The 17,647-nt window shown below is 46.0% G+C and carries 15 protein-coding genes; 10 read left to right on the plus strand and 5 right to left on the minus strand.

What is annotated here, in order from left to right; all coding sequences use genetic code 11:
- Positions 1–2 precede the first annotated feature (2 nt).
- From KHN79_RS14380 to KHN79_RS14395, 4 genes are all read left to right on the plus strand, one after another.
- Entirely contained in the window at positions 3–1,352 is a 1,350-nt protein-coding gene (locus KHN79_RS14380; RefSeq protein WP_182010565.1) for a GH1 family beta-glucosidase, read from the plus strand.
- Positions 1,352–2,446, plus strand: coding sequence for a sn-glycerol-3-phosphate ABC transporter ATP-binding protein UgpC (gene ugpC, locus KHN79_RS14385; protein WP_182010566.1), 1,095 nt, complete (start codon positions 1,352–1,354; stop codon positions 2,444–2,446). Before KHN79_RS14380 ends, ugpC begins: the two co-directional genes overlap by 1 nt.
- Before the next feature lie 160 nt (positions 2,447–2,606).
- The gene (locus KHN79_RS14390; protein ID WP_211907311.1) at positions 2,607–3,596 is read left to right on the plus strand and encodes a substrate-binding domain-containing protein; all 990 of its coding nucleotides are present in this window, start codon (positions 2,607–2,609) and stop codon (positions 3,594–3,596) included.
- A gap of 185 nt (positions 3,597–3,781) precedes the next feature.
- Positions 3,782–5,122 carry an MATE family efflux transporter gene (locus tag KHN79_RS14395; protein ID WP_182010568.1) on the plus strand — a complete coding sequence of 447 codons (1,341 nt, stop codon included), beginning with the start codon at positions 3,782–3,784 and terminating at the stop codon, positions 5,120–5,122.
- Between the two features lie 88 nt (positions 5,123–5,210).
- On the opposite strand, the gene KHN79_RS14400 is transcribed toward KHN79_RS14395, so the two are convergent.
- Complete coding sequence (locus tag KHN79_RS14400) at positions 5,211–6,890, minus strand: RluA family pseudouridine synthase (RefSeq protein ID WP_182010569.1); 1,680 nt, start codon at positions 6,888–6,890, stop codon at positions 5,211–5,213.
- Positions 6,891–7,039: 149 nt separating this feature from the next.
- Here KHN79_RS14400 and KHN79_RS14405 point away from each other — a divergent pair, with 149 nt between their 5' ends.
- Positions 7,040–7,840: an HAD family hydrolase gene (locus KHN79_RS14405; RefSeq protein ID WP_182010570.1), complete on the plus strand. Its 801-nt coding sequence runs from the start codon at positions 7,040–7,042 to the stop codon at positions 7,838–7,840.
- 96 nt (positions 7,841–7,936) lie between these two features.
- Here KHN79_RS14405 and KHN79_RS14410 read toward each other — a convergent pair whose 3' ends face one another.
- From KHN79_RS14410 to KHN79_RS14425, 4 genes are all read right to left on the minus strand, one after another.
- The gene (locus tag KHN79_RS14410) at positions 7,937–9,034 is read right to left on the minus strand and encodes a GGDEF domain-containing protein (RefSeq protein WP_182010571.1); all 1,098 of its coding nucleotides are present in this window, start codon (positions 9,032–9,034) and stop codon (positions 7,937–7,939) included.
- Positions 9,034–9,495, minus strand: coding sequence for an oxidoreductase (locus tag KHN79_RS14415; RefSeq protein WP_182010626.1), 462 nt, complete (start codon positions 9,493–9,495; stop codon positions 9,034–9,036). Before KHN79_RS14415 ends, KHN79_RS14410 begins: the two co-directional genes overlap by 1 nt.
- A 656-nt stretch (positions 9,496–10,151) precedes the next feature.
- Positions 10,152–10,991, minus strand: a complete 840-nt coding sequence (gene fghA, locus KHN79_RS14420) for an S-formylglutathione hydrolase (protein WP_182010572.1) — start codon at positions 10,989–10,991, stop codon at positions 10,152–10,154.
- Positions 10,992–11,070: 79 nt separating this feature from the next.
- A complete protein-coding gene (locus tag KHN79_RS14425; RefSeq protein WP_182010573.1) occupies positions 11,071–12,219 on the minus strand; it encodes an S-(hydroxymethyl)glutathione dehydrogenase/class III alcohol dehydrogenase in 1,149 nt (382 codons plus the stop codon).
- A 434-nt stretch (positions 12,220–12,653) separates the two neighbouring features.
- On the opposite strand from KHN79_RS14425, the gene kduI reads away from it, so the two are divergent.
- From kduI to KHN79_RS14450, 5 genes are all read left to right on the plus strand, one after another.
- Entirely contained in the window at positions 12,654–13,496 is an 843-nt protein-coding gene (kduI, locus tag KHN79_RS14430; RefSeq protein WP_182010574.1) for a 5-dehydro-4-deoxy-D-glucuronate isomerase, read from the plus strand.
- Between the two features lie 322 nt (positions 13,497–13,818).
- Positions 13,819–14,802, plus strand: coding sequence for a TRAP transporter substrate-binding protein (locus tag KHN79_RS14435; protein ID WP_182010575.1), 984 nt, complete (start codon positions 13,819–13,821; stop codon positions 14,800–14,802).
- A 51-nt stretch (positions 14,803–14,853) separates the two neighbouring features.
- Positions 14,854–15,393, plus strand: coding sequence for a TRAP transporter small permease (locus KHN79_RS14440; protein ID WP_211907295.1), 540 nt, complete (start codon positions 14,854–14,856; stop codon positions 15,391–15,393).
- Position 15,394: 1 nt separating this feature from the next.
- Positions 15,395–16,702 (plus strand): TRAP transporter large permease, encoded by a 1,308-nt coding sequence (locus KHN79_RS14445; protein WP_182010576.1) that lies wholly within the window; start codon positions 15,395–15,397, stop codon positions 16,700–16,702.
- Positions 16,703–16,768: 66 nt separating this feature from the next.
- Positions 16,769–17,533, plus strand: coding sequence for an IclR family transcriptional regulator (locus KHN79_RS14450; protein WP_182010577.1), 765 nt, complete (start codon positions 16,769–16,771; stop codon positions 17,531–17,533).
- Positions 17,534–17,647: the final 114 nt, after the last annotated feature.

Genomic DNA, 17,647 nt, shown 5'->3' on the forward strand with positions numbered 1-17,647 from the left:
TAATGAATAAATACCAACTACCACAAGATTCAAAATTACGTAGCCCGGAATTCCTGTTTGGTGTCGCAACCTCTTCTTATCAGATTGAAGGTGGCGCGCAATTAGGCGGACGCACACCGTCTATCTGGGACACTTTCTGTAATAAACCAGGTGCGGTTGATAATGCTGACAACGGTGATGTCGCGTGTGATCACTACCATTTATGGAAACAAGACATCGAGATGATTCAAGATCTCGGTGTGGGTGCATACCGCCTGTCGATGGCATGGCCGCGTATTCTCCCTGAAGACGGCAAGGTGAATGAAGAAGGCCTGAAGTTTTACGAGCAAATCATCGATGAGTGTCATGCCCGCGGTTTAAAAGTATTTGTCACTCTTTACCACTGGGATTTACCGCAATACCTTGAAGACAAGGGCGGCTGGCTAAACCGTGAAACAGCATACAAATTTGCAGAGTATGCAGATGTAGTTAGTGCTTACTTCGGTGATAAGATTGATTCATACGCAACATTGAACGAACCTTTCTGTTCATCTTATTTAGGTTACCGCTGGGGTGAGCATGCACCGGGTTTGAAAGGGGAACGTGAGGGCTTCTTATCTGCCCATCACTTGATGCTTGGTCACGGCCTGGCGATTCCACATATGCGTAAGAACGCGCCAAATGCGATGCACGGTTGTGTATTTAATGCGACGCCAGCTTACCCGTACAGCGAAGCGGATCAGGGAGCAGCTGACTACAGTGATGCGGAAGGTTTCCACTGGTTTATGGATCCGGTATTAAAAGGTGAATACCCGCAGCTGGTACTTGACCGTCAGTCACATAATATGCCAATGATTCTGGAAGGCGATCTAGACATCATCCGTACTGACCTCGACTTTATCGGTGTTAACTTCTACACCCGATGTGTGGTGCGTTACAACGAGCACGGTGATATCGAAACTGTTCCTCAGCCGGATCAGGAGCACACCTTCATTGGCTGGGAAATTCATCCTCAGGCTCTGACCGATCTGTTGCTTCGATTAAACAACCGTTATCCAAACCTGCCGCCGCTGTATATCACGGAAAACGGTGCTGCCGGAGAAGATAAGTTAGTGGATGGTGAAGTGAATGATGAGCAGCGTGTTCGTTACTTCCAGTCGCATTTAGAAGCTGTCGATACTGCAATTAAAGCAGGCGTGGTGGTTGACGGTTACTTCGCCTGGAGCCTGATGGATAACTTCGAGTGGGCATACGGTTATAAGCAGCGTTTCGGTATCGTACACGTTGATTACCAAACGCAGAAACGTACGTTAAAAGCGAGTGCGATTGCTTACCGTAACATGCTGTTGGAGCGAGCAGAGGAAAACAAGTAATGGCAAAAGTCGAATTCAAAAACATCAAGAAATCCTATGATGACGTTGAAGTCGTAAAGCATTTTGACTTCACCGTCGAAGACGGGGAGTTCGTGGTTTTCCTTGGTCCGTCTGGCTGCGGTAAATCGACGACACTGCGTATGCTTGCAGGCCTGGAAAGTATCACCTCTGGCGAGATTTACGTTGGCGATAAGCTGATGAACAAGATCGACGCCAAAGATCGCGATCTGGCGATGGTGTTTCAGAGCTACGCTTTGTACCCGCATATGACGGTTTACGAAAACATTGCGTTTGCGCTTAAGCTGAAAGGCATGCCGAAAGATCAAATTGATACTGAGGTTCGTAAGGCTACGAAAATGCTGGAGTTAGATGCGCTGCTTGATCGCAAACCTAAGGAGCTTTCCGGTGGTCAGCGTCAGCGTGTAGCCATGGGCCGAGCGATGGTACGCACGCCGAAAGTGTTCCTGTTTGATGAACCATTATCGAACCTGGATGCCAAGTTACGCGGTGTGATGCGCGAAGAGATCAAGCAGCTTCATCGCGAGCTTAAAACGACCACGATCTACGTTACACATGATCAGATCGAGGCGATGACACTTGCCGATCGTATCGTAATTCTGAAAGACGGTTATGTGGCGCAGGTTGGTACGCCAACGGAAGTGTTCCAGCGTCCTGCCAATAAGTTTGTGGCACAGTTCATCGGCAACCCGTCGATGAACATGCTCGATGCAAAACTGGTCGGTGATGCAGGTAACTGGGAAGTGGAGTTGGGCGATGTTCGAATTCCGCTGCCAGAACGCTTTAAAGCTCACGCTTCAAAGAATCTTGCACTGCATTTTGGTGTGCGTCCGACCGACATTCATCTGCGTGCAGAGCAAGTGGATCACGATCGCGTGTTGCCGTTCCCGGTCAAAATCAAAGATAAGGAACTGCTTGGCGCGAGCATCCTGCTTAAAACTGAAATCGCAAGCCAGCCGCTGATGGTGGAAACACAGGCAGCTGAAGTGGATGTGGACACACTCACCCTGTACTTAGATTTGGATGCTATCCATCTGTTTGATGCTTTAAGTGAGAATTCGCTGGCGTCCTTTTAATCAAAAACAGGTTAAAGCCAGTGCGATTACGCACTGGCTGACCGCTGGGCTCTCAATTCCTGCGCGCGAACGTTGTCGGTCATGTCGCTACAATTTATATTTTTGTTCTTAGCAGTCGGAAAATTCCTACAATGAAAAAAAACAAAAAAAAGCGACGTCTATCTATGATGTAGCCAGATTAGCCAAAGTTTCTCCCAGTACAGTCTCTCGTTTTTTAAATCGGACCACGTTTGTTTCTGATGATAAAAGCAAGCAAATAGAAAAGGCGATCAAGTCGCTGGGCTATAAGCCTAACTATCAAATGAATCAGGGCAACAATACTCGGTCAATGACCATAGGTGTTCTGGTACAAAATCCGGAAAGCCCTCACACCAGCCGAGTACTCAATGATATGGAGAAAGTGCTTATTGCTCAGGGCTATTCGCTCGTAATAGCAACGGGTCACTGGCAAAAAACTCTGGAATCTCATGCGCTGGAATACCTAGCAAAAAGTAATGTGGACGGTGTGATCATTATTACTGGCAGCTTAAGTGAAGAGCAGATCCTTGAATATGCCAAGAGGATTCCTGTCGTTGCGGTAGGCTATAGTTTTGCGGGAGAAAATGTCCGGACGATTAATGTCGATAATGTTCTTGGTGGTTACATGGCAACCTTGCACCTGATGCAACAGGGCCACGTCAACATTGCTCACGTTAAAGGGTTATTAAACCAGCCTGATGCAGTTGCGCGTTTTGTCGGGTACAAAAAAGCACTGCAGGAAGCCGGGGTAAAAGTTCTGCCTAAGTTGATCAAGCAAGGCGATTTCAGCAGCGAATCCGGATATCAGAGAACGGTAGAACTGATTGAATCAAAGGTTCATTTCTCCGCACTGTTCGCAGCCAATGACCAAACGGCTTACGGTGCGATTAAGGCATTACACGACCATGGTATTCGAGTACCCGAAGATGTGTCTGTTATCGGTTTCGATGACTTACCGACATCTCAGTACTTCACGCCAGCGCTTACTACTATGCGTCAGCCAATTGAAGAGATTGGAGCGGTTTGCGCGGAGTCAATACTGAACTTACTGAGTGGAGAAAAACATGAAGTTCGCCTCCCTCCTATTGATTTGATCGTGCGTCAGTCGACGCTCTCTAAGTTTCGTCAGTGAATGAGGTTCTAGGGGAAACTATTTTTGTTTTCCTGACGAAAATTTGTTGCTGAAGAGACCTTGATACGAATAGAATTTACGCAGTTTCGCAATTTTACGGTCAGTTCAAGACCTAATTATTAATTTTCAAAGCTGCCTCACAGTTTACTGTGAGGCAGTTTTTAATTGTGTGAAGGTTTACAAGCATGCCTAACAGCCAGACCATCAATCAGCGTATGTCGATTGTGACATTAGCATGGCCGATACTTGTGGAAATTTTGCTAAGGACGGCGTTAGGAACCAGTGATGTGTTCATGTTGAGTGGATACTCAGACAAAGCGGTATCGGCGGTTGGGGTGATTACCCAGCTGACGTTTTTTCTCATCATCATCTCAACGTTTGTCAGCAGCGGGACCGGTATCTTAATTGCCCAGTACAACGGAGCAGGCCGGGATAAAGATTCTGTGCATGTTGGCGTTGCCAGCGTGGCGCTGTCAGTGATCATTGGTGTGTTACTCAGCGTTATAGCGGTCTTTATTGCGCTGTACTTCTTGCCCTATTACGGGCTGGAGGCTCAGGTCGAGCTTTATGCTCGCAATTACTTGCTGATCAGTGGTGTAATGACGTTCAACGTCACGATCGGTATTGTGCTGACTACGATTTTACGCAGCCATGGCTATTCGCGCTCGCCTATGGTCGTTAACCTGATTAGCGGTGTTTTCAATGTCATTGGTAACTATATTGCTTTGTACCAGCCATTTGGATTACCGGTTTACGGCGTCGAGGGCGTGGCGGTTGCAACAGTTGTTAGCCAGGTGATTGGTACATTGATGCTGTTGGTGGTTTTGGCTCGTTCTAACATTGCTCTGCCGATGTCGACCATGAAACAAGTGCCAGCTGATATTTACAAGAAAATCCTGAAAATCGGCGGTATGAATGCAGGTGAAGTTCTGTCTTATAACATAGCGCAAATCTGTATTGTCTACTTTGTGGTGCAGATGGGGACTGCATCGCTGGCGGCATTTACTTATGCGCAGAATATTGCCCGTTTCTCATTTGCCTTTGCGTTGGCAATTGGTCAGGCTGCTCAGATTCAGACCGGCTATTACATCGGTAAAGGCTGGGTGAGCAGTATTTTAAAGCGCGTGCAGATCTATTTCTTAGTGGGTTTTGTCGCTTCTACTATCGCTACTATGATGATCTATTTTTTCCGGGAAGATATTCTCCGGTTGTTTACAGACCAGCCCGAAATTCTGGCTCTGGCAGGGTCACTGGTGATGGGGTCGATCCTGCTGGAAGGCGGACGCGTTTTCAACCTGATCTTCATTGCGGGTTTAAAAGGTGCGGGTGACATTAAGTTCCCGGTGCAGATTGGCATAGTGAGTATGTGGGGGTTAGGCGTGCTGTTTTCCTATATCTTAGGTATTCACCTGGGCTACGGCGTGATCGGTGCCTGGATGGCAATCGCGATGGATGAATGGGTGCGTGGCATCATCATGGCAAGACGCTGGCGCTCTCAGGTGTGGACCAAGTTTAAAGTGAGTTAGCCTCACCTCAAAGAAAGTAACCTGATTAATGGGTTAAATAGGCACTGTCCCTGCTATCGGGTAAGAACAGTGCCTTTTTTATGCCTATTTAAAACTCACAATCCGCATGGAAGCTCATTCGCTGTTTGCTGTATGGATGGTCAAGTTCCAGCATTTTTGCGTGCAGGTGCAGACGATCAGCTTTCTCGCCATACAGGCCGTCGCCTACCATCGGCATGTTTAACCCCATATGGTGCGCACTGTGAACCCTAAGTTGGTGGGTTCGACCGGTTTTGGGGTACATGTATACCTTGCTGCGCCCGTTTTTTACTTCAATCAGCTGCCAGTATGTCTCGGCAGGCTTACCATGTTCGAAACAAACCAACTGACGCGGGCGATCTTCTGGGTCACCCCGCATTGGTAATGATATGTCACCTTCTGGCTCAGTAATCTCGCCTTCCAATAGAGCCATATAGCGCTTTTGTACGCCGCGGGTAATGAACTGTTTCTGCAAGCTTTTATTGGCACGTTTCGTTAATGCAAATACCAAAATACCGGATGTCGCCATGTCCAGGCGGTGAATGACAAATGGCCCTTCTACGTCCGGAAACATGGCTTGCAGTCTGGTGTAAGCGGAATCTTTGATGGTTTTGCCCGGTACAGAGAGTAACCCTGATGGCTTATTGACGACGACCATAGCCTCATCTTGGAACAGAATTTCCAGCTCTTTGTCTTCCGCCCAGTTTTCTGCGAGCGGGTTTGGTTCGACGTTGAGACCGTGCATCATGTGGCCGAGAATGGGTTGGCATTTACTGTTGCACGACGGGTAGAACTTTTTGTGCTGGCGGATTTCGGACTTGGGGGATTCTCCCCACCAGAATTCAGCCAGTGCCAGGGGCTTAAAGCCATGTTTAAAGGCGTATTGCAGTAATTTCGGCGCGGCACACTCGCCAGCTCCTGCTGGTGGCACTGGATTTGTGGTGCCGGCGAAGATATCCACGAGATCACGTTCTTTGCCGAGGATATTGAGAAAACGATATTGCCTGTGCAGTTTGTGCTGCAGTGCATTAGAAAGCGTTTTACGGCGCTGTTTTAGCTCAGATAAATGAAGTTTAAGCTCGCTTAAACGTTGTTCCTTGATTGCCAGTTTCTCATCCCACGCCATCTTGAGGTATTTGAGGATGTTTTTCTCGGCGACGCTTTGCTTACCCAACTCATCCAGCAAGGTGGTCAATTCTTCAGGGCTCAGCGTTTGTTCACCTTGTTTCCTTTGCTGCTTACGCTTAGCGCGCCCTTCAATCATAACCTGGCGGTGGGCTTGTTCCTCTTGCAGGTAAGCTTCGCGATCCGCTTTAATCTCTGCTTTCAGTTCAGCCAGCTCCGGATTAGCCAAGAACTGCTTGTATTCGGCATTAATTACGTTGATAGCGTCGGTTTCTGCGCGGAAAAAACCTTCATCTGTCAGCATGTCGTACACAGGAGGAACAAATCCTGGTAGTAAATTCTGGTCAGCGATTTTTCCGGAGAAGGCACTGAGATAGCCTATCTCACCCAGTGAACTTTGCACCAAAAGCACCCCGAACATTTTTCCGCGACCCGCCTGCTTATCATCCAGCCCAAAGTCATGATCAAAGTCGGTCTGCGTGAGTAAGTGCTGCTGTAATTGTTCAGCGGCTAAAACGCAAAGTGGATGGGGCGTGTAGTAGAACGGAAACGTAAACTGCTCTGGCAGGGTATAACCAGATATATCGGCAGCAAAACGAGAAAAGCATTGTTCAGGCGAGTGCATGGCGTGTATCTGTGCAGGTAAAAAATCGAGCAGGGATTGTACCTGTTTGATTCAGGATTGCTATATTGTCAGCATCACTTGAGATTCATTCTGGATCCTGTACCTTAACAGAAATCTCAATTTTCCTGTTTTATTTAGAGTCTTAGTTCATGTCACTAGCTAGCATAAAATTTATCGCCTCCGATATGGATGGCACGTTACTCGATCAGTATGGTCGTCTGGATCCCGAGTTCTTTGATCTGTTTTTACAACTGGAAGAAAAAGGCATCTTGTTTTCAGCTGCATCCGGTCGTCAGTATTATAGCTTGCACGATACTTTTGCTCCGATCCAGGATCGCATTCTGTACGTGGCAGAAAACGGCACTCTGGTGATGCACAAAGACAAAGAACTTTACAGTTGTACCATTCCTAAACCTGAGGTTGCAGAGATCGTCAAAGCTGCACGTGCTATCGAAGGGGCACACATTGTCCTGTGTGGTAAGCACTCGGCTTACATCGAAGTGCAAGGTCAGAAGACTCTGGAAGAATTTCAGAAGTACTATCACCGCTGCAAATACGTGGACGACTTGCTAGAGGTTGACGATGAGTTCCTAAAAGTCGCTATCTGTCACTTTGACGGCTCTGAAGAGTTGCTGTTCCCGGGCATAAACAGCCAGTTTGGTGACTCGCATAAAGTCGTGGTGAGTGCCAAAATCTGGTTGGATGTGATGAACGCGCAAGCGTCAAAAGGCGCGGCAATCCAGCATCTTCAGCAAACTATGAATTTTACACCCGCAGAGACGATGACGTTTGGTGATTACCTGAATGATCTGGAAATGCTGCAGGTAAGTGAGCATTCCTATGCGGTCGCTAATGCTCATGAAGAGATTAAAAAGATTGCCCGTTTTTCTGCCCCGAGCAACCAGGAGGCCGGTGTTCTGACTGTGTTGAAGGCACTGCTTGCTGAGTAAGTTTGTTTTTCGGCCTTAATAAACCGCAAAGCCCCGCATCAGTGCGGGGCTTTGCGTATCAGTTGCCAGCTCAACAGACCCTAATACAGATGCCTTTTAGCGTTGAAACTTCATCTCGTACATGCGCTTATCTGCGATGTTGATGAGCAGGTCTACATTGTCGCTATCGATGGGATATTTTGCTATGCCTATGCTTGTGGAAAGCGAAGCCGCATTTTTATCCCCGAGTACCGGCGTATCAAAAACCGCATTGATATGACGCTTTATCTCGTCTTCTTTAATGCTTCTGTCTTCTGTGACCAGTGCAAATTCGTCTCCGCCCATGCGATATACAGAAAAGCTGTTCATCTCCATAGACTTCAGTCTGTCGGCTACAACTCGTAAAACCTTGTCACCCGCAAGGTGTCCGAGAGTGTCATTAATCTCTTTGAACCCATTTAAATCCATAATGGATAACGAGAAGCTCGTGTTGTTGAGCGTATGTTTTGTCAGAGTTTCAAACAACGCATTGCGGTTACCCAGTTTGGTCAGAGGGTCGCTTAGCGCAAGTTTTCTGTGGAATCGGGATTCCCGATAAAAAAAGTAAATCAAAGACAATGTTGATAAAACAAACGTCGCAAACAGAGCGTATTGCGCTTGTACCAGCCGTTGTGTTTCACCTTTTTGCGCTTCATATACTTTGTCGGTTATACGAAAGTTTTGGTTAACGAAGTCTACTAAATCAAGGTTGATTGCCTGTGCTGCAAGATAAAACTGGGCAGCAGCCTGGTGGTTGCCCTTTTGGGCTTCTATCAGCAGGGGTTCCAGCTGTTTAAATTGTTGAAAGAGATCGACAAAATACTGCTGAATATTGTTGCGTGAGAAGAAAGTGTAAGCATCATCACTATTGATTAGAACATCAAAACGGCTCCAGGCGAGTTCATATTGCAGCTCTGTCGCTTCAAAATTCGATATATTTTCATCTAGTCGGCGAGCCTCGCTATCCAGCTCGGTGAGTTCCTTGGAAAGTTGGAATAAAAACCATGTTGCCTGTTTCTGCTCGTTAGTGAAACTCTGAGTTAATGTGCGGGCTTGTTGAAGTAAGATAATGTTTGCAAGTAATAAAGACAGAGCGAAAACCCAAAGTAACAATTTACTTGTATTGGTTTTGCGCCACTTTTTGGTGGCTATTGTATTAGCTTCTGATAACTTCATTATTCTTGAACTAATGTAATTTCATTGACCTGCCATACCATCTGAGCATGATATTTTGTTCGGTTGAGTTCTGGGTAGAGGTTTAACGGATAAACCACCCAGTAAGGGCCTTTATTTCGGACTTTTACATAGTGCTTGTCTTTTTTATAGGCCAATATTGGTTGATAGTTGATAATATCTTCGCGAGAGATGTTGGAGTGATAATTATTGAGACCTTTGATATCGATTAGTTCGGGAATACTGCCATAAGCCTCAGTTAACAGGGTGCTAAGCTTTATACCGGTAAATTCAGATTTTTCCTTAAGCCAAGGTAACTTTGTTATGTATGTTGTTTCTGGCAAAGATTGAATATCTTCTAACGTCAGGGATATCACCGGCTGTTTCGGAGCACTAAATAAGAGTGGGTGTGCAGAAACAAGCGGCGCAAAAAACAGCAAGCCTAATACAAGTATCTTTTTCATTTTATTCATTGTTGAATTTTCATTCTCTAATACAGTTCGCGTAAAAGCTGCTAGCAATCGCTTATTTATAATAGTGATAACTTAAGTACGTGAGCTGGTTGGTAAAAAATATATTGTGCTTGAAAAATAACCTTACGTTAACTTTTCGTCAAGACTCTTCGCTTGCTTGTTTTATAAAAGCCGTCAGAAATAGCGGAAATGTGGATGTTTATAGGAAATTAACGTGCGTTCAATGCATAATAGATATTATTGTCAATTAATTGTGTTCTATCTTGTATCCTAGTTCGTTGTAATTTTTTAAATCTTTGTATATGTATTCTATTTGGGTAAGTATTCAAGAAATAAAACCACTAAAATTGAGTGGCTTTATTTCCTGTGAGTATATATACCCAAGTGACTTCAAGATGCAGAATTCAGAGCAATGCCACTGATTCAAGTTCAAGAAAAACGATGCTGTGTAATAGCGAGCTCTTTCCAAGTCGTTTGACGATGAAATTGTTTCAGTGGCATGCTCCCAAAGGGCGAGTTGCCTTGGCTTACATACTTTGTTAACGATTTTTGATTTAGAACCACTAGATCATCAAATCGTTGCCTCGTCTGTAAGCCAAGTCATTCTCGCTGAACCGGGCATCTTGAGGTTACTTGGGTATAACTATTTATTCGAATAAGTACTTGGCGTGAAAGTTCAGGTGATCGTCTATAAAACTCGATATGAAGTAATAGCTGTGATCGTAACCCGGTTGCATACGCAGTTTCAATTCTGATTCATGCACTTTAGCGGCTGCGGTTAACGCATCAGGCTTAAGCTGTTCGCTCAAAAAACCGTCTGCATCGCCTTGATCGACCAAAATAGGTAACGGTGAACGGCTTTGCTTTAGCAATTCACTCGCATCGTACTGCTTCCAGTTTTCGATATCCGTACCCAGATAAGCAGTAAATGCTTTCTGACCCCAAGGACATTGCATTGGATTACTGATAGGGCTGAATGCAGAGATAGAGCGGTACTGATCAGCATTTTTCAAACCTATGGTTAAGGCTCCATGGCCACCCATACTGTGACCGGAAATAGACTTCACATCACTGACCGGGAAGTTACTCTCAATAATTGCCGGCAGTTCCCGGGTGATGTAGTCGTACATAGAGTAATGCAGTGACCATGGCGTTTGCGTCGCATTGAGGTAAAAGCCGGCACCCTGACCAAGATCGTAATTTTCATCGTCTGCAACACCTTCTCCGCGCGGGCTGGTATCCGGGGCAATGATTGCTATGCCGAGTTCGGCAGCCATGCGAAATGCGCCTGCCTTCTGCATAAAGTTTTCGTCAGTGCAAGTCAGACCGGATAACCAGTACAGCACAGGCACTGGGTTTGATTTTGTTGCGTTTGGTGGCAGGAAAATAGCGAAGCGCATCGTGCAGTTAAGCGATGTGGATTCGTGGGTGTATTGTTTGTGCCAGCCGCCAAACACTTTGGCCTGACTCACGTTTTCAATCATCATGAAAAAACTCTCAAAAAGTAGAAACGGCAAAGGGCCGTAAATGAATCAGGCTCCCCAAAGGAGAGCCTGTGACTGACAATTATTTGTCCATGTGAATAACGCTACGGATGCTCTTACCTTCGTGCATAAGATCAAATGCTTTATTCACGTCTTCAAGTCCCATTGTGTGAGTAATGAACTCTTGCAGACCGAACTCACCTGCCATGTATTTTTCTACAATCTCAGGAAGCTCAGAGCGGCCTTTTACGCCACCAAATGCGCTACCACGCCATACACGACCTGTAACCAATTGGAACGGACGAGTAGAGATCTCCTGGCCAGCGCCTGCTACACCAATGATTACCGATTCGCCCCAGCCTTTATGGCAACATTCAAGTGCCTGACGCATCACGTTAACGTTGCCGATACATTCGAATGAGAAGTCAACGCCGCCATCTGTCATTTCTACAATGACTTCCTGAATTGGCTTGTCGAATTTCTGTGGGTTAATCACATCAGTCGCACCAAGCTGTTTCGCAAGATCAAATTTGCTCTCATTGATATCGATACCAATGATGCGGCTTGCACCCGCCATACGTGCGCCGATGATCGCAGACAGACCGATACCACCCAGACCGAAGATAGCGACGGTATCGCCTTTCTGAACTTTCGCTGTGTTCAGTACCGCACCCATACCCGTTGTTACACCACAACCAAGCAGGCACACTTCTTCAAGCGGTGCTTCTTTGTTTACTTTTGCCAGTGAAATTTCCGGAAGTACTGTGTATTCAGAGAAAGTAGAACAACCCATGTAGTGGAAAATGGTTTCGCCGTTGATAGAGAAGCGGCTGGTACCGTCAGGCATTAAGCCTTTGCCCTGAGTCTCACGCACAGCTTGGCACAGGTTCGTTTTGCCTGATGTACAGAATTTACACTCACCACATTCTGCGGTGTAAAGAGGAATAACGTGATCGCCTACTTCGACGCTGGTTACACCTTCGCCGACCATCTCAACGATACCGCCACCTTCGTGACCTAAAATTGCAGGGAAGATGCCTTCCGGATCGTCACCAGACAGGGTGAATGCGTCAGTGTGACAAACGCCAGTTGCCACGATACGTACTAAAACTTCGCCTTTTTTAGGCAGTTGTACGTCGACTTCTTCCATTTTTAATGGCTCGCCTGCCGCCCACGCGACTGCCGCTTTAGATTTAATTGATGTTTGACCTGGTTTGATTTCAAGTGCCATTGGACTTTCCTTATCTAATCAATAGGTAGGCTGAGTAATTCAATAGGTAGGATTAGTTATTAAGCCTAGCTGAGCTTGGATTTTTCGCCTGTTGTTTTCTTATGTTTCATTCTATCTATTTCAGTAAGATTGATAATCCGTCCATTTTGAAAATCATTTTTACATATGCGTAATAATTGGTTGTCTTCAGAGTAGGAGGGGCAATTTATCGCATTGTTCATATTTTTAAATTAAACATGCCAAATAAATGAAACGTCGTTTCAAGATCTAACTTTTGAGCCTATTTCAGCCTTAAAAAACGCCTGATGTCACATTTAATTCGGTTTTGACCAGATGCTCATTGCCGGAGATCTCAATTCAATTTAAATCAAATTTGAACGATATTGATCATATATGAACAATCGATACACTTATCTCAAACAAAGGAGAGATAGATGTATACCAATTACAACAGCAATCCGCTGGACGCGAAGCAGTACGATACGCAGCGTTTGCGCGACGAATTTCTCAATGAAAATTTATTTGTTGAAGACAAAATAACCCTGCTTTACAGCCACATCGATCGCGTGGTTGCTCTGGGTGTCTGCCCGAGCTCGAAGCCCCTGAGTCTGGACGAATACATTGATAATGATGTGTTTGGTACTGACTATTTTTTGCAGCGCCGTGAGCTGGGTATGGTGAACCTTGGTCAGGCTCCAATCGAAGTAAGCACAGCAAACAACACCTATAAGCTTGAACATCTTGATGCGCTGTATTTGGGCAAAGATGAGCAGAACGTTACTTTTACGTCATTGAATTCTGAGCAAGAAGCGGTGATGTACTGTCTGAGTGCGCCTGCACATCATGTTTATCCGTCTCGCCTGATCACACGCCAAGACGCAAAAGTGGTTGAGCTTGGCTCGATCGAAACCGCGAACCAGCGCGTGATTAACCAATATCTACATCCTGATGTTCTGCCAACATGCCAGCTGTGCATGGGCGTGACGCATCTCGCGACGGGCAGCGTGTGGAATACCATGCCGGCTCATACTCACGAGCGTCGTATGGAGGCTTACCTCTATTTCAATGTTAAAGCGGATCAGGTGGTTTTCCATTTCATGGGAGAGCCGACAGAGACAAGACATATTGTGGTGCGTGACAAGCAGTTAGTTTTGTCGCCTAGCTGGTCTATTCACTCTGGCTGCGGAACGAGCAATTACAGCTTTGTCTGGGGCATGCTTGGCGAAAACCAGACCTTTGATGACATGGATTTCGTCGATATGAACGCGATCCGATAAAAACAGAACAATCCAAATAAAGAGGGTCTGTTGACCTTTCGAGCTGATTTTTGCTGCAGTTTGTGGGTTCTTGATACAAGGCAGAGGCTTTGAAATGTAGTTGGCCTACCTGATAAGCCGATAACGCAGTAGAAAGGAGCCACAAACGCAGCCCGAAGGGTTCGGCTAAAAGCGTTTTACTCTTTGTTGAGAGGTGTTTGCTTAGAGTGACTAGGCTACAAACCTCTCGTCGCGATTAAAACGCTTTTATCTCGAACAAAAATTAACCACGAAAGATAAACAGACCCTGTACCCTACAAAAATTTTCACAAGGATTTTAGATATGAAAAAAGTACTGAAATTAGCAACGCTGTCTGCTTTGGTAAGTGTTGGTCTGGGCGCAACTTCAATGGCGCAAGCAGCAACTGAAATTAAAGCGGCGTTTAACCAGTCTGATAACCACCCTCAGTATCATGCGCTTCAGGAGTTCGGCAAAAAGCTGAACGAGCAAACAGACGGTCGTTACAAACTGTCTATCTATGCTAACGAACTGCTTGGTGACCAGCGTGCTGCACTTGAACTTGTGCAGAACGGTGCGATTCAAATGGCAGTGGTAGCAAACCCTCTGATTGAAAACTACGACGCTACTTTCCGTGTGATCGGTATGCCTTACGTTTACACAGGTCCTAAGCACCAGGAAGCGGTATTTACTTCGGGTGAACTAGACGATCTGTTTGCTTCAACTCAACGTTTCGGCTTTGAGGTTCTAACGGCTTACACAGCTGGCGCACGTAGCATGTACACCAAGAGCGGGCCGGTAGAAAAAGTTGCAGACATGAAAGGCAACAAGATTCGTGTAATGCAGTCAGAAACTATGATTAAGATGCTTTCCTGTATGGGTGGTACGGGCGTTCCTATGAGTCAGGGTGAGGTTTATACCGCGATTCAACAGGGCGTGCTGGACGGTGCTGAGAACAACGAAATTACTTATGCTGACCTTAAGCAGTATGAAGTAGCGCCTTATTTCTCATCTACCCGCCACCTGATGGTTCCGGATTTAGTGGTTGCCAGCAGCTACTTCATCAACTCAATGTCGAAAGAAGACCAGGCTACTTTCCGTCGCTTAGCGAAAGAAAGCACGCCTGAGCAGTTCAAGATGTGGAATGAGCGCGTAAGTACAGCAATGGAAACAGCGAAGTCACACGGTGCTACTTTCAATGAAGTTGACATCAAACCTTTCCAGGACAGCTGTCAGCCACTACAAAAAGTTCTGACTGAATCTCCTGCTCAGAAAAAGCTATTCGAAAAAATCTCTGCTCTGAGATAAGAGTCAATGTTTTAGGGAGCCAGCGTGCTGGCTCCTTTTTGGATCGTCGTTATGCAAAAAACAAAACTCCAAACGTTATTGTCTGGAATGACAGTGGTTAAACAGTGGGTGGATAAGCTTCTCTCACTGATTTTGATCGTTATTGTGGGCACCATGACCGCTTTAGTGACTTATCAGGTAGCGTCACGTTATTTATTCAACAGTCCGAGTGCCGTCAGTGAAGTGCTTTCCCGTTACTTGTTTATTTGGTTAATTCTATTTGGTAGTGCTTACGTATTTGGTTTACGTGAACATATGGCAATTAGCTTTATCAAAGATAAATTCAAAGCTAAATATCGCTTATGTGCAGAGATGTTCATTGAACTCGTCACTGCAAGCTTCGCTTATGCCATCATGATTACCGGTGGTTACAACAGTGCACTGCGCCAGATGTGGCAGCTTGACTCAGCGCTGCAAATTCCGATGGGTGTCATCTACTCCGCAATTCCTATTTCTGGTGCGCTGATCCTGTTTTATTTCATCTACAACGAATTAAATCTGGTTAATCAGTTCAAGTCACTTAAACACAGCTCAACAGCAGGAGAGGTTTAATATGGATATGGCACTTACAGCCTCACTCGTTATGTTTGCTGGGGCGATATTCTTACTGGTGATTGGTGCGCCGATTGCTATCAGCGTCGGTGCAGCTTCGTTTGCTGCAATGACGGTGATTCTGCCATTTCAGGGTGCGATGACCACATCCGCTCAGCGTATGTTTGTTGGTCTCGACTCGTTTGCACTTCTCGCTATCCCATTTTTCATTCTGGCCGGTAACATTATGAATAACGGCGGAATAGCGATTCGATTGATCAACTTCTCCAAGATCATCAGTGGCTTTTTTCCTGGTTCGTTAGCTCAGACCAACGTTGTGTCTAACATGCTTTTCGGATCGATCAGCGGATCTGGCGTTGCTTCAGCCGCTGCTGTTGGTGGCATTATGTCACCGATCCAAAAGAAAGAAGGCTACGATCCGGCGTTCAGTACGGCGGTTAATATCGCATCTGCACCGACAGGAATGCTGATCCCGCCAAGCAACACGCTTATTGTTTACGCGACTGTAGCGGGCAGTGTGTCTGTTTCGGCTCTGTTTGTTGGTGGTTATATCCCTGGTATTTTATGGGGATTGAGCGTGATGGTGATTGCGGGCTTCATGGCTAAGCGTCGTGGCTATATTGCTAAGCACTCAATGACGCTTAAAGACTGCGCGAATGTGACCTTGCAGGCCGTTCCGAGCTTGTCTCTGATTGTCGTTGTAATTGGTGGTATTCTTGGCGGTGTATTTACTGCGACAGAGGCTTCAGCAATTGCGGTGGTTTACTCGCTGTTTCTGACCTCGTGTTATCGATCCCTGAAGATCAGTGCTCTGCCACAGATTTTCCTGAACACAGCGAAAATGTCAGCGATTGTTATCTTTATGCTGGCAACATCGTCAATCATGTCATGGGTAATGGCGTTTACGCAGATACCGGGAATGATCGCGGACTCTTTACTGTCGCTGACAGACAATCCGTTTTTGATCCTGCTTATCATTAACTTAGTATTGCTGTTTGTTGGTACCTTTATGGACCCGACTCCGGCAGTATTGATCTTTACTCCTATTTTCCTGCCAATCTGTACGTCTCTTGGTATGGATCCGGTGCAGTTCGGTATCTTGCTAGTGTTCAACCTGTCGCTCGGTACTATCACGCCGCCGGTTGGCCCGATTCTGTTTACCGGATGTAAAGTGAGCGGGATCAGCATCGACAGCGTTATCCGCACCTTGTTACCGTTCTTCGTGATGGTGTTTGGTGTACTGATGCTGGTCACTTACGTACCTGCTATTTCACTGACTATTCCGCAATGGATGGGCTTGATTCGCTAAGTAGCACTTTAAAGGAAAATCACATGCTGTCATACTGTTACGCGTGTATGACAGCATCATTCAACCATGACTACGACTAAAAAAAATGAGTATCGGGCACCCGCATTAGAGAAAGGCCTCGATATTTTAGAACTCCTCGCAGCTTCAACCGTTCCCTTAACGAAAAAACAGATTGCTGAAAAACTCGATCGCAGTATCAGCGAGATTTTTCGTATGCTGTCGGTGCTTGTTGAAAGGCAGTATATCGAGTTTGATTCAGACCAGTCGACTTACGCTCTGAGCCTGAGAATGTTTGTACTGTCGAACCAGCACCCACCTGTCGCTCAAATGCTTAAACGCGCAACGCCTATGATGGAAGATCTGTGCTTAAAGGTGAATCAGTCCTGTCATCTCAGCCAGTACAAGCATGGGGAACTGGTGGTAATCAGTGTGCAGGAAAGCCCGTACAAGATGGGATTTGGCTTGCGCTTAGGTGCAACTTTGGATGTCTGCTCTTCAGGTTCTGGTATCGTCCTGCTGGCGTTCTCCAGTGATGAACAGCGCGAGAAAATCCTCAAACAGTCCGGTGCCACAGATGTTGAAATTCAGCATGCGCTTACCAACATTGCTAAAACTCAGAGTGATGGTTATTACCTGGGAGCGAGTCCGCAGATTTCTGGGGTTACCAATATCAGCTTTCCGATCTTTGGCGCGCTGGGTGAACTGATGGCAATCATGACGGTGCCGTACATGACATTAAATTCCCGAACTGTGCATCATCACATTGAAGATATTGAGCAGACCAGGCAAGAGCTTTCTTACGTTGCTAAGTATCTCAGTATGTTTGAATAACTGCCTTACCTGACCGGTTCCCGCTTTATCTCTACTAATCGCGGCAGCGACCTGCCGCGAGACTCTTCTGTCGGTTAACATAATCGAACATTTTTCACAGTGAATTTTTCTGCT

Source organism: Vibrio sp. B1FLJ16 (assembly GCF_905175385.1).
In the GTDB taxonomy this organism is placed as follows: domain Bacteria; phylum Pseudomonadota; class Gammaproteobacteria; order Enterobacterales; family Vibrionaceae; genus Vibrio.